Raw genomic sequence first — 13,604 nt, forward strand, 5'->3', positions numbered from 1 at the left:
ATGTCAAATACCATAATGGATACAAATTTTCAATTTGTAGGCCAAAAATCCATTTATAAAGGAAAAGTTCGAGAAGTCTATACTCTAGAGAAAGATATTCTGGTAATGATTGCTACTGATCGTCTTTCAGCTTTTGATGTTGTTATGCCAAAGGGAATACCATATAAGGGTCAAATATTAAATCAGATTGCTACAAAAATGATGAAGGCAACCGAAGATATTGTTCCTAACTGGTTACTGGCCAACCCCGACCCAAATGTAGCGATTGGTATAGCTTGCGAACCATTTAAAGTTGAAATGGTGATACGAGGTTATATGTCGGGTCATGCTGCTAGAGAATATAAATCTGGTAAAAGAATGATATGCGGGGTGCCTATGCCTGAAGGGATGAAAGAGAATGATAAATTCCCTAATCCTATTATTACCCCTGCAACCAAAGCCGAAAAAGGTGAGCATGATGAAGATATATCAAAAGAAGATATACTCAAAAGAAGAATTGTATCTAAAGAAGACTACGAAATTTTAGAAAAATATACCAAGGCATTGTTTCAAAGAGGTACCGAATTAGCTGTTAAACGTGGTTTAATATTGGTTGATACAAAGTATGAATTTGGTAAGACTACGGACGGGCAAATTGTTCTCATTGACGAGATTCATACTCCAGATTCTTCTCGATATTTTTATGCTGAAGGTTACGAACAACGTCAATCTAGAGGAGAAGCACAAAAGCAATTATCAAAAGAGTTTGTTCGTCAGTGGTTAATCACTAATGGTTTTCAAGGCTTGGAAGGTCAATCGGTTCCAGAGATGTCTGACGATTACATTATATCTGTTTCCGAGCGTTACATTGAACTCTATGAAAGTATCATGGGTGAAGAATTCAATAAAGCAAACATTGCCAACATTCAAGAGCGAATAGGTCAAAATGTTTCTGATTATTTGAAAAAAAAATAAAATTTTTGTGAGCTTGCCTAAACAGGCTTATGTTCAATTGTCTAAAGGAATTCATATATTTCATGAAATAACTAATACTTCATGAACGCTGAACACCGAAAAAAATACTGGCGAGAAAACTTAAAATATCTAACCATTCTATTATTGATTTGGTTTTTGGTATCATATGGTTTTGGTATTCTTTTAGTAGAAGAATTAAATACAATACGACTAGGTGGTTTTAAACTTGGATTTTGGTTTGCTCAACAGGGTTCCATATATGTTTTTGTTTTACTTATTATCATTTATGTAAAATTGATGAATAAGTTGGATAAAAAATTCAATGTAAACGAATAAGCTATGGGAATTCAAACTTGGACTTTTATTATTGTTGGCCTCACTTTTGCCCTTTACATTGGTATTGCTATATGGTCTAGAGCCAGTTCAACAAAGGAATTTTATGTTGCCGGTGGCGGTGTTTCTCCCTTAGCTAATGGATTGGCAACTGCTGCGGATTGGATGTCTGCTGCTTCTTTTTTAGGTATGGCTGGTATTATTGCTTTTTCAGGTTACGATGGCTCGGTATATTTAATGGGTTGGACCGGTGGCTACGTTTTACTGGCATTATTACTTGCTCCGTATTTAAGAAAATTTGGAAAATTTACAGTACCCGATTTTATAGGCGATAGATATTACTCCAATGTTGCAAGGACAGTTGCCGTTATTGCTGCCTTATTTGTTTCTTTTACTTATGTAGCTGGTCAAATGCGAGGAGTTGGTGTTGTTTTTTCAAGGTTTTTAGACGTTGAGGTCAATACAGGTGTTTTCATTGGAATGGCAGTAGTATTATTCTATGCTTTTTTAGGAGGAATGAAAGGGATAACATATACCCAAGTAGCGCAATATTGTGTTCTCATTTTTGCTTTTATGGTTCCAGCTATCTTTATCTCGTTGATGGCTACGGGTAATCCTGTTCCTCAAATTGGTATGGGCTCTGCTGGTGAAGATGGGGTCTATCTTTTAGACAAGTTAGATGGTTTAATGAAAGAATTGGGTTTTACGGCTTATACAGACGGCTCAAAATCTACTACTGATGTATTTTTTATTACAGCTGCTTTGATGTTAGGCACTGCAGGCCTTCCCCATGTTATTATACGATTCTTTACAGTGCCAAAAGTAAGTGATGCACGAAAATCAGCAGGCTATGCACTCTTCTTCATTGCCATTTTGTACACTACTGCACCAGCAATAGCGGTTTTTGCTCGTACAAATCTCATGGAAACCGTTCAAGATACTCCATATAACGAAATACCTGATTGGTTTACAAAATGGGAGGAAACCGGACTTATTGCTTGGACGGATAAAAATGGAGATGGGAAAATTCAATACCTACCAGGTTCAGCAATAAATGGTAAAAAGCCTATGTTTTCAGAATTAAGAGGTCCAGTAGGGCAACGCTTGATTTCAAATTCTAGCCTAACAAGAAATGAACTCTATGTGGATCGAGATATCACAGTTTTGGCAAATCCGGAAATTGCTGGTTTACCCAACTGGATTATAGCTTTGGTTGCTGCAGGTGGATTAGCCGCAGCATTGTCAACTGCCGCCGGACTTTTGTTGGTAATTTCAACTTCAATATCTCATGATTTAATTAAAAAACAATTTGCACCTGAAATTTCGGATAAAAAAGAATTATTAATTGCTCGTTTGTCCGCTGTTTTAGCTGTTCTAGTTGCCGGGTACTTTGGTATTAATCCTCCAGGATTTGTTGCTTCAGTAGTGGCCTTGGCTTTTGGTTTGGCGGCTTCTTCATTTTTTCCAGCTATTGTTATGGGTATTTTTAGCAAGAGGATGAATAGAGAAGGCGCTATTACAGGTATGATTGCTGGATTGGCTATTACAACATACTATATTGCTCGTTTTAAGTTGGGTTGGATAGGCCACCCAGAGACAAGTACTTCAAATGATTGGTGGTTTGGTATATCACCTGAAGGCTTTGGTACCGTTGGAATGATAGTAAATTTCTTTTTAGCAATGCTTATTTCTCGATTTACACCACCTCCACCTAAAGAGGTTCAAGAAATTGTTGAAAATATTAGAATACCTAGTGGGGTTGGAGACGCCCTTGAGCATTAAATCCATTTACAATGACATGCTTTAATACATTCAATTAAAAAATAATGTTTTTGTACGCAAAGTTGAAAATAAGATACAAGTCTTAAAGCTTCTTTTTTGCTATTTTTAAATTCATATAAAATTTACATGAGCAACTATCATATTAAGCATTTAGAAGAATATTTTCAGGTATACCGTAAATCCGTTCGTAATCCTGAAGCCTTTTGGGAAGAAATTGCAGAAGAGCATTTTGTTTGGCGGAAAAAATGGAATTCCGTTTTGGATTGGGATTTTTCTAAACCAGAGATTAAGTGGTATGAAGGGGCAAAACTGAATATTACTGAAAATTGTATCGATAGGCATCTTCATATTCGAGGAAACAAAACAGCCATATTATTCGAGCCAAATAATCCCGAAGAAGAGGTACAACACATAACTTACAAACAGCTACATGAAAAGGTTTGTAAAATGGCCAATGTTCTAAGTGAAAAGGGTATAAAAAAAGGAGATAGGGTAGTTATTTACCTTCCCATGATACCAGAATTGGCTATATCGCTTTTGGCTTGTGCACGTATTGGAGCTATTCATTCCGTAGTTTTTGCTGGTTTTTCTGCAACGGCTTTAGCAACTAGAATTAATGATTGTGGAGCAAAAATGGTATTGACCTCAGATGGGTCTTATCGTGGGGCAAAAACGATTGATTTAAAAGGCATTGTAGATGACGCATTAGAAGATTGCCCTAATGTGGAATCCGTATTGGTAGCTAAACGCATCAACTCTGTTATAAATATGGTTGAAGGCCGCGATGAATTGTTAGCTCCATTATTAGAGAAGGCCTACGGAGATTATCCGCCAGAAGTTATGAATGCAGAAGACCCTCTATTTATACTATATACTTCAGGATCAACAGGTAAGCCAAAAGGTATGATGCATACAACAGGAGGGTATATGGTTTACACTGCATATACCTTTAAAAATGTTTTTCAATATCAAGAAGATGATGTGTATTGGTGCACCGCGGATATTGGTTGGATTACTGGACACTCTTATATCATTTATGGCCCTTTGGCAAATGGTGCAACAACGGTAATGTTTGAAGGTGTTCCGTCTTATCCAGATTTCGGACGTTTTTGGGATGTTGTTCAAAAACATAAAGTCACTCAGTTTTACACTGCTCCAACCGCAATTAGAGCTTTAGCAAAAGAAAATCTAGATTTCGTTACATCTTATGACTTATCTAGTTTAAAAGTACTTGGTACTGTTGGTGAACCCATTAATGAAGAAGCCTGGCACTGGTATAATGACCATGTTGGTGAGAAAAATTGCCCAATTGTGGATACATGGTGGCAAACAGAAACTGGAGGAATTTTAATTTCCCCAATCCCATTCTCAACGCCTACAAAACCGACATATGCAACCTTGCCAATGCCTGGTATACAACCTGTTTTGATGGATGATAAAGGGAAAGAAATAAAAGGAAATCAGGTTGATGGTAGATTATGTGTAAAGTTTCCATGGCCATCAATTGCAAGGACCATTTGGAATGACCATAAGCGTTATAAGGATACTTATTTTTCTGCTTTTGAGAATATGTATTTTACCGGTGATGGTGCCCTCCGTGATGAGGTTGGTTATTATCGAATAACTGGGCGTGTTGATGATGTAATCATAGTATCAGGTCATAATCTAGGTACTGCACCAATTGAAGATGCAATCAATGAACATCCTGCCGTGGCCGAATCAGCAATTGTTGGTTTTCCACATGACATAAAAGGTAATGCATTATACGGATATGTTATTTTAAAAGAAACAGGGGAATCTCGAAATCGTGAAAATTTAAAAAAGGAAATCAATCAAATGATTACCGAACACATTGGCCCAATAGCCAAATTAAATAAAATTCAGTTTGTTCCAGGGCTTCCTAAAACCAGAAGTGGTAAAATAATGCGACGAATTTTAAGAAAGATTGCATCTAAAGAGACTGGTAATCTGGGAGATACATCAACACTTCTAAATCCAGAGGTAGTCAAAAAAATTGTGGATGAAGCGCTATAAATAAAAAAGACCATCAGTATAGATGGTCTTTTTGTAGCGAGAGGGGGACTTGAACCCCCGGCCTCCGGGTTATGAATCCGACGCTCTAACCAGCTGAGCTACCTCGCCGTGCTTTGCCTAAGCGGCTGCAAATATAATTCTATTTTTTCGCGGAATCAAAATTCATAATTAATTTATTAATTGCAGTTTATTTTTTTATATTACCACCTTATATAAACACGTCCATAGTTAACGAACAAATAATGAGTGATAAAACAAAGTTTGAAATTGAGTTTGTAATTCAATCTTCACCACAATTACTATATAATTATATATCTACACCCTCTGGTCTTTCGGAATGGTTTGCTGATAATGTTAATTCAAGAGGCGAAATATTTATCTTTATTTGGGACGGGGTTGAAGAGAATGCGAAATTACTAAAACGTAAAAGTGATGAGTTTGTTCGTTTTGCTTGGGAAGATAATGAGGATGATTCTTATTTTGAAATGAGAATAATAGTTGACGAAATAACGAAAGATGTGTCATTGTTTATTAGTGATTTTGCTGAAGATGATGAAATGGACGAAGCTAAAATGCTATGGGAAAATCAAATAGGAGACTTAAAACAAGTACTGGGATCTAAGTAGTTAATCAGTATTTGAAAACGTATATTTGGCCTTGATTTTTTCAAGGCTTTTTTTATGGTCAATTTTAACGGACAATTACATTCAAAAGACAGTACATTTTTAAACCAAGATAATCGAGGTTTACAATATGGAGATGCTCTTTTTGAAACTTTGAGGGTTGTTAATGGTAAAGTTTTCTTTTGGGAAGAACATTATTTTAGATTAATGTCTAGCATGCGTATTCTCCGCATGGAAATACCTATGGAATTTACTATGGAATTTTTGGAAGCTGAAATAAAGAAGACCGTTGATGCTAATAATTTAAAAGATTCTGGGGCTAGGGTAAAGCTTTTAATAACTAGACAACCTAGTGGGTTTTACATACCAACCGTTAATGAAATTGATTTTATCATTAAGGTTGAATCTTTACCAGATATGTTTTATGTATTATCTGATAAGTCTTGCGAGGTTGAATTATTCAAAGATTTTTACGCAAACCCAGATATGTTATCTAATTTAAAAACTACTAATAAGATTTTAAATGTTGTTGCAGGAGTGTATGCCCAAGAGAATGGATATCATAACTGTCTTTTACTAAATAATAAAAAACAAGTTATTGAAACGATTAATGGAAATCTTTTTTTAGTTAAAGGAACCACAATTAAGACTCCTCCTTTACACGATGGATGTTTAGATGGCATTGTACGAAAAAAACTCATCGAATTAATCAATGGTCTTGAAGAGTTTGAACTTATTCAAGAATCAATTTCACCTTTTGAACTCCAAAAGGCTGATGAATTATTTTCAACCAATGCAATTTCAGGAATAATACCTATCACAAAATATCGTAAGAAAGAGTTTCAAGTTAAAGTATCAAAAGATTTGATAGGTAAATTGAATGCCAGAGCTAGGTTGGCTTAATTTAAAGTTGGATTTTCAGGAGCATTAGACCATATGAGGTAATCACCTCCAAGCTCAACCATTTTTTCCTTCCAAAATGCCAAAGAAGATTTTTCAATAATTGAACTTTGATATTCATTGTTTATGACTACCCAAGATTTAGAAGATAGTTCTTGGTCTAATTGCAAAGAATCCCAACCTGAATAACCAAGAAAGAACCTAATATCTGATTCTGTAATTGTTTTATTATTGATTAATTCGATAGTCTTTTCAAAATCGCCACCCCAATAAATGCCATCAGATATTTCGATACTACCTTCAATTAAATGTGGAACTTTATGTATAAAGTAAAGGTTGTCTTGTTCAACGGGGCCACCATTGAAAACTTTAAAAGGAATATTAATTTCAGTAACTAAATCACTAATATCATACTCTAGAGGTTTGTTAAGTATAAAACCAACGGAACCCTCTTCGTTATGTTCTGCCAATAAAACTACAGATCTATTGAAAGACACATCCCCAGTCAGTGCGGGTTCAGCAACTAATAATTTTCCTTTTTTTGGCATTACACTTTTAATTATGCTCCATATAGCGTACTTAAATGTAAGATTTTTTTTATAAAATCAAAAAGTCTATAAACAATAAAAGCACTTCTTTTAGGAAGTGCTTTTAAGGTATAAAAAATATAGTTTCTAGTTTACAGCGTTACCTAGCTCAGTACCTGCTTTAAACTTTACAACATTTTTAGCTGCAATTTTGATAGTTGCTCCAGTTTGTGGGTTTCTACCTTCTCTTGCATTTCTTCTAGAAACAGACCAAGATCCAAAACCTACTAAAGAAACTCTGTTTCCTTTTTTAAGAGAACCTTCAACGTTTCCTAAGAAAGATTCCAATGACTTTTTGGCTGCTGCCTTTGTGATGCCAGCATCAGCTGCCATTGCATCGATTAATTCTGTTTTGTTCATAATTGAATTAAATTAATTGTTGTTAATATAATTTTAATGCTGAACAAAAATATACGGATTTAGCGTCGAGGCAAGTAAAACCAAGGGAAATCAGCGTTTTTGTTGATAACTTGGGGGGTTTGTTGATAAACCTGCCCATTTTTTTAAAATTCAACCATGCTAGTGATAGTAAGGCTTTAGCGTAGATATGCATCTGAAGCGATTGAAAATCCATTTAATACCTCATGAGATTTCATTTTTCTCTTCCCGGGTAATTGAATTTCCAACAAATGAATAAACCCAGTTTTGACTGCAACTCTTATTATTTTTTTATTCGCAAACACCTTTCCAACATCAAAGGAATGTTCCTCTTGACTAAAACTAACATCATAAATTTTTAAGGTTAATTCATCCCCATTGTTGTAAAGTGTTGTCCAAGCAGTGGGGTAGGGGCTTAAACCTCTAATGTGATTATGAATGGTTTTTAAAGATTTGTTCCAATCAATCTCACAAGTTTCTTTAAAAATCTTATGAGCAGGTTTTAATTCTTTACTTTCTTTTTGTTTTGACAGTAGCACCTTATCATTTTCAATAAGATTTACTGTATTCAAAATAAGGTTTGCTCCTAAATTCATTAATTTATCATGAAGTTGACCGGCTGTTTCGTTCTCTGATATATCAATAGATGCTTGAAGTATAATCTCGCCAGTGTCTATTTTTTCGTCTATGAAGAAGGTAGTCACTCCGGTTTTTGTTTCACCATTAATAATTGCCCAATTGATTGGTGCTGCCCCGCGATATTGTGGAAGCAAAGATGCATGTAAATTAAAAGTTCCGTATTCGGGCATTTGCCAAACTACTATTGGCAACATTCTGAATGCCACAACAATTTGTAAATTGGCATTAAACCCCTTTAAAGTGTTTAGAAAATCTTCGTTTTTCAAATTAGTAGGTTGCAAAACTTTAATCCCCTGTTCAACGGCATATTTTTTTACTGCGGATTCTTGAATTTTACGACCTCTACCAGCAGGTCTGTCCGGCGCAGTAATTACACCAACAACAATATAGTTATGATCAATGAGTTTAGCCAATCCTGCCACAGCAAAATCTGGGGTGCCCATAAAAACAATTCTTAATTCTCTTTTCGTTTTATCTAAGGTCATATTGATTTTTATGATTTACAGATATGAGTTCGTCTTCTATCATTACCCTTAAAGCTTTTAAAATTGTTTCTTCACTATAATTCAATAACGTATGGAGCACCCTTGAAGTCTTTGGCCCATGCTTCAATTCAAGCTTAATTTCAGATATAATTTGCTTTAAGGACACTTCAATTGGTTTTTTATCATTACAAAAATCACATATTCCACAATCTTCTTTTTGAATTTCCCCAAAATAGTTTAACAAGAATTTGCTTTTGCATAATTCAGATTGATTAACATAAAGTAAGATCTGTTTTAAATTATCTGTTTTTACTTTATTTAAATGGCTTATTTTTTTTGTAAATGGGTTTATGCTTTTGTCATCTTCCCGTGGTATTAAAAAAGTGATTTCTAAATCATCCTTGCTAGGGTTATAACTAATGACATCATCTTCATGTAATTGAAGTAAACCAGCATGAATTTCATTTTCATTTAAATTACATTTTTTTGCCAATAAATAGGTGTTAATTTTAGTTTCAAAATCAAAAATGCCACCATAAGTTCTTAGTATTACCAATACCAAGGAAGAAATTGTTTTATGATTTTCGAGATAATTAAATGTGCTATCTTTTGAAATCGTGAATTGTACTATAGTTTTTCTATTAAATGAATCAGAAAGTGAAATAACACCATTTTGGTCTAGTAGTCTTAGGGTGTTATAAACTAGAAAACTATTTAATTCGTAACGATGACAAAATGCATTGAAATTAAGGCTAAAGGTTTCTCCGCTTCCTTCTCCATATGCTATTTGAAAATAAGTATTGAGTTTTTGATAGCATGCCTTTACAAAAGCTATAGTTGGCAACGTAGATAAAAATTGACTTTTGACTTGCTCTTGATCATTAGTATTTGTTATGATTGTTGCTCTAGAAAACAATCCATCTCTTCCGGCTCTTCCAGCTTCTTGATAATAATTTTCAATACTGTCAGGAATTTGATAGTGAATTACCTGTCTGACGTCAGGTTTATCTACCCCCATTCCAAAAGCATTTGTGGCAACCATTACATCGGTCTTATTTGTAAGCCAGTCTTTAAGCTTAGATTGTTTTTCCGCCATACTAAGACCTCCATGATAATAAGTAGCACTAATTCCATTGTCTTTTAAAAAATTGGCCACTTCAAAAGTCTTTCTCCTAGTTCTCACGTAAACAATTGCGCTCTTACCATTTGCTTTTATTAAATCTTTTAAATAGTGTTGTTTATCTTCTTTTTTAATAACACTAAAGCTTATATTTTTTCTTAAAAAACTATCTTTAACAAAAAGAGGTTCTTTGAGTTGAAGATTAGTGATAATCTCATTAGCAACAACTTTTGTGGCTGTTGCAGTAAGGGCAATTATTGGAATGTTAGGATGAACTTCTCTTAAAACATTACAATCTAAATAGGACGGCCTAAAATCATGACCCCATTGAGAAATACAATGGGCTTCATCTATCGCGATTAGATTGATATTCATTTGTTGAATACGTTCTTGTACGAGGCTTTGTTGGAGCCTTTCAGGAGATAGGTATAAGAATTTATAGTTTCCAAATTGACAATTATCAAGGATGTTATTTAATTCTTCAAAAGAAACCCCGCCAGTTATTGAAATGGCTTTTATTCCCATTTCTTTTAAACCTTGAACTTGGTCATGAATTAAGGCGAGTAAAGGCGATACAACAATACAAAGTCCGTCCATGGCTATAGCCGGTACTTGAAAACAAACCGATTTTCCACCGCCCGTAGGCATTAAGGCAAGGACATCTTTCTGCTTAAGAATTGACGATATTATCTTTTCTTGTGAACCTTTGAAAGATGAATGACCCCAATATTTATTTAAAATTTCTTTTGGACTCAATTGCACTAAGCAAGATTTAATTCATTTAGGATAAAGGTACTACGTTCTTCGATAGTACTTTTTGGAACAATAATGGGTTTATATCCAAATTGAAGATAGGTACTCATCAAGCATTCATGTAATGCTAAAGCCTCATCAAAAGTCTCAAGTCTTTCATTGTCCGAAACATAAATTTCTTTCCAAGGCGGCATTATAAATAAAAAATCATATTTGTATTGCTGACAAGCCATGATGAATTTATCATTATACTTTTGGTTGAAGTAGTCCATATAGGCTAAAACGTCAGGTACACCCCTATCAAAAAATATAACCTCTTTATCAAGATTTTTTGACGATTTGAAATGTTCTATTCTTCCATTTAATAGACTAATATTAAATTGGTAAGGGTCGTTTACAAATGCTAAAGGGTTAGAAACTAAGTCTTTTGAACTTTCGTCATTTTTAGCATCTGCGGTCATACTTCGAATGATCTCATGAAAACAATGAAATCCTTTTTCCTCTAACTGATTAATAACTACGGTTTTTCCTGTGCCGGGCGCACCAGTTATTACAATTTTTTTTGAATTCAAATGATTGTGTTTGATGGTACAAAGAAATGAAATTGAAACAAGGGATAAAAATTGTTGTACAACCCATTATCTTTGTAGAAAATACAGTATGGAAGAGAAAAAATCAGAAGAATTTTATAATCGTTTAAAAGAACAGTTACTGGAAAGTGGTACTTGGCCTTCAGACTACCTTTATAAGTTTATTGTGCCAACGGATAAAGGAAAAATTGATACCATCACTAAAATTTTTGATAATACCGGTGCCGTTATAACTTCTAAACAATCAAAAAAGGGTACTTACACAAGTGTTTCGATAACGGTTAATCTTAAAAACCCCGATGCCGTGATTGAAAAATATAAAGAAGTGACCAAAATTGAAGGGGTAATTTCGCTTTAAGTAGCTATAATGCCATAATTTTCTTAATTTGCAGATGTTAAACAGATACTTCCTGTTTATTGTAATCATAAACTTTCCAGATTGAATTTAGTAGAAAACTTAGAATATAATACCGAAAGACCTCATTTAATAATCCCGGAATACGGTCGTCATTTTCAAAAAATGGTAGACCATGCGGTATCTATTGAAGATAAAGAAGAACGTAATAAGGTGGCCCAATCAATTATTAGTGTGATGGGTAATTTACAACCACATTTACGTGATGTACCTGATTTTCAGCATAAATTGTGGGATCAACTATTTATAATGTCTGATTTTAAATTAGATGTTGATTCTCCTTTTCCAATCACATCTAAAGAAATTTTACAACAAAGGCCAGACGCTTTAGAATACCCCCAGAATTTTCCTAAGTATCGATTTTACGGAAATAATATCAAAAGAATGATTGATGTTGCCGTAAAATGGGAAAAAGGAGATTTAAGATCTGGGTTGGAGTATGCGATAGCCAATCATATGAAGAAATGTTATCTTAATTGGAACAAAGACACTGTTGAAGATTCGGCTATCTTTTCTCATTTGAAGGAATTGAGTGATGGAGAAATTGACTTAGCACCTAATGGTGAAGCACTAACCGAAAGTAGCCAGTTCTTAAAGAATAGAATTCAAAAGTCAAACAGGTCAAATTCCAATAATAAGAAGAACCAGCGTAATCATAATCGCGGGAAAAAAAGATATTAACTTCTTAGTTAAATAGTTTCATGGGAACATTTAGAATTGAAGGTGGACATCAATTACAAGGTGAAATCACCCCGCAAGGTGCAAAGAATGAAGCATTACAGATTCTTTGTGCTGTTTTATTAACACCAGAGAAGGTCACAATTCATAATATTCCTGATATCGTTGATGTCAATAAGTTGATAGCTTTATTGGAAGATTTAGGTGTTAAGATTCAGAAAAAAGGTAAAGGCTCTTATACCTTTAAAGCTGATGACGTCAACCTTGATTACTTACAATCTGATCAATTCAAACAAGATGGTCGGGGTTTAAGAGGTTCTATTATGTTGGTTGGTCCTTTACTTGCTAGATTTGGTAAAGGTTATATACCAAAACCAGGTGGTGATAAGATTGGAAGAAGAAGACTTGACACCCATTTTGAAGGTTTTATAAATTTAGGAGCAAAGTTTAGATATAATCGCGAAGAATATTTTTATGGTGTTGAAGCTGATAAGCTTCAAGGTACATACATGCTTTTAGATGAAGCTTCCGTCACAGGTACCGCTAACATCTTAATGGCTGCAGTTCTTGCTGAAGGCAGAACAACCATTTATAATGCCGCTTGTGAGCCATATTTGCAACAGTTGTGTAAAATGTTGGTTCGGATGGGCGCGAAGATAACTGGTATTGGGTCAAATCTATTGCATATCGATGGGGTTGATAGCTTAGGTGGCACGGAACATACTATGCTACCAGATATGATTGAAATAGGTAGCTGGATTGGTTTGGCGGCAATGACTAAAAGTGAGCTCACCATAAAAAACGTAAGCTGGGATGATTTAGGTCAAATACCAAATGCATTTCAAAAACTAGGAATTACTGTTGAAAAACAAGGTGATGATATTCACATTCCTAGCCATAAAGATGGATATCAAGTTCAAAACTATATTGATGGTTCTATTTTAACCATTGCTGATGCTCCATGGCCTGGTTTAACACCTGATTTATTGAGTATTTTATTAGTGGTTGCGATACAAGCTAAAGGAGAAGTTGTCATACATCAAAAAATGTTTGAAAGTAGATTGTTTTTCGTTGATAAACTCTTAGATATGGGGGCCAAGATTATTCTTTGTGACCCCCATAGAGCAACCGTAATTGGCCATAATTTTCAATCAACTTTGAAGGCTACTACTATGACTTCACCAGATATTAGAGCAGGAGTGTCTTTATTAATTGCTGCGCTTTCAGCAAAAGGAACCTCAACAATCCATAATATTGAGCAGATTGATCGTGGTTATGAAAATATTGATGAACGATTACGAGCAATTGGAGCTAAAATAGATAGAGTTTAGTT

Annotated in this window: 14 protein-coding genes and 1 tRNA gene; 9 read left to right on the forward strand and 6 right to left on the reverse strand. The window is 34.5% G+C overall.

The window, feature by feature from the left end:
• From RM520_RS06530 to acs, 4 genes are all read left to right on the forward strand, one after another.
• A complete protein-coding gene (locus RM520_RS06530) occupies positions 1–954 on the forward strand; it encodes a phosphoribosylaminoimidazolesuccinocarboxamide synthase (protein WP_311387410.1) in 954 nt (317 codons plus the stop codon).
• Between the two features lie 81 nt (positions 955–1,035).
• Positions 1,036–1,290, forward strand: a complete 255-nt coding sequence (locus RM520_RS06535) for a DUF4212 domain-containing protein (RefSeq protein ID WP_311387411.1) — start codon at positions 1,036–1,038, stop codon at positions 1,288–1,290.
• A gap of 3 nt (positions 1,291–1,293) precedes the next feature.
• A complete protein-coding gene (locus tag RM520_RS06540) occupies positions 1,294–3,069 on the forward strand; it encodes a sodium:solute symporter family protein (protein WP_311384921.1) in 1,776 nt (591 codons plus the stop codon).
• 126 nt (positions 3,070–3,195) lie between these two features.
• The gene (gene acs / locus RM520_RS06545; protein ID WP_311387412.1) at positions 3,196–5,103 is read left to right on the forward strand and encodes an acetate--CoA ligase; all 1,908 of its coding nucleotides are present in this window, start codon (positions 3,196–3,198) and stop codon (positions 5,101–5,103) included.
• A 34-nt stretch (positions 5,104–5,137) separates the two neighbouring features.
• Here the strand turns inward: acs and RM520_RS06550 are convergent.
• Positions 5,138–5,211 (reverse strand) — tRNA-Met (locus RM520_RS06550).
• 134 nt (positions 5,212–5,345) lie between these two features.
• Here RM520_RS06550 and RM520_RS06555 point away from each other — a divergent pair.
• Entirely contained in the window at positions 5,346–5,729 is a 384-nt protein-coding gene (locus RM520_RS06555) for an START-like domain-containing protein (protein WP_311384923.1), read from the forward strand.
• A 54-nt stretch (positions 5,730–5,783) separates the two neighbouring features.
• The gene (locus tag RM520_RS06560) at positions 5,784–6,629 is read left to right on the forward strand and encodes an aminotransferase class IV (protein ID WP_311387413.1); all 846 of its coding nucleotides are present in this window, start codon (positions 5,784–5,786) and stop codon (positions 6,627–6,629) included.
• Here the strand turns inward: RM520_RS06560 and RM520_RS06565 are convergent.
• The 5 genes from RM520_RS06565 to RM520_RS06585 form a co-directional block, all read right to left on the reverse strand.
• Positions 6,626–7,174: a YqgE/AlgH family protein gene (locus tag RM520_RS06565; RefSeq protein ID WP_409220517.1), complete on the reverse strand. Its 549-nt coding sequence runs from the start codon at positions 7,172–7,174 to the stop codon at positions 6,626–6,628. The genes RM520_RS06560 and RM520_RS06565 overlap by 4 nt on opposite strands.
• A gap of 126 nt (positions 7,175–7,300) precedes the next feature.
• Positions 7,301–7,573: an HU family DNA-binding protein gene (locus tag RM520_RS06570; protein WP_311384925.1), complete on the reverse strand. Its 273-nt coding sequence runs from the start codon at positions 7,571–7,573 to the stop codon at positions 7,301–7,303.
• Positions 7,574–7,749: 176 nt separating this feature from the next.
• Complete coding sequence (fmt, locus tag RM520_RS06575; RefSeq protein WP_311387414.1) at positions 7,750–8,715, reverse strand: methionyl-tRNA formyltransferase; 966 nt, start codon at positions 8,713–8,715, stop codon at positions 7,750–7,752.
• Positions 8,702–10,597, reverse strand: coding sequence for a RecQ family ATP-dependent DNA helicase (locus RM520_RS06580; protein WP_311387415.1), 1,896 nt, complete (start codon positions 10,595–10,597; stop codon positions 8,702–8,704). Before RM520_RS06580 ends, fmt begins: the two co-directional genes overlap by 14 nt.
• Complete coding sequence (locus RM520_RS06585; RefSeq protein WP_311384928.1) at positions 10,597–11,160, reverse strand: AAA family ATPase; 564 nt, start codon at positions 11,158–11,160, stop codon at positions 10,597–10,599. Before RM520_RS06585 ends, RM520_RS06580 begins: the two co-directional genes overlap by 1 nt.
• Before the next feature lie 88 nt (positions 11,161–11,248).
• Here RM520_RS06585 and RM520_RS06590 point away from each other — a divergent pair, with 88 nt between their 5' ends.
• From RM520_RS06590 to murA, 3 genes are all read left to right on the forward strand, one after another.
• A complete protein-coding gene (locus RM520_RS06590; protein ID WP_311384929.1) occupies positions 11,249–11,536 on the forward strand; it encodes a DUF493 family protein in 288 nt (95 codons plus the stop codon).
• 81 nt (positions 11,537–11,617) lie between these two features.
• On the forward strand, positions 11,618–12,274 hold the full coding sequence (locus RM520_RS06595) for a DUF4290 domain-containing protein (RefSeq protein ID WP_311384930.1): 657 nt from the start codon (positions 11,618–11,620) through the stop codon (positions 12,272–12,274).
• A gap of 20 nt (positions 12,275–12,294) precedes the next feature.
• Positions 12,295–13,602, forward strand: coding sequence for a UDP-N-acetylglucosamine 1-carboxyvinyltransferase (gene murA, locus RM520_RS06600; protein ID WP_311387416.1), 1,308 nt, complete (start codon positions 12,295–12,297; stop codon positions 13,600–13,602).
• Positions 13,603–13,604 lie beyond the last annotated feature (2 nt).

The organism is Croceitalea vernalis, assembly GCF_031846405.1.
GTDB classification, from domain to species: domain Bacteria; phylum Bacteroidota; class Bacteroidia; order Flavobacteriales; family Flavobacteriaceae; genus Croceitalea; species Croceitalea vernalis.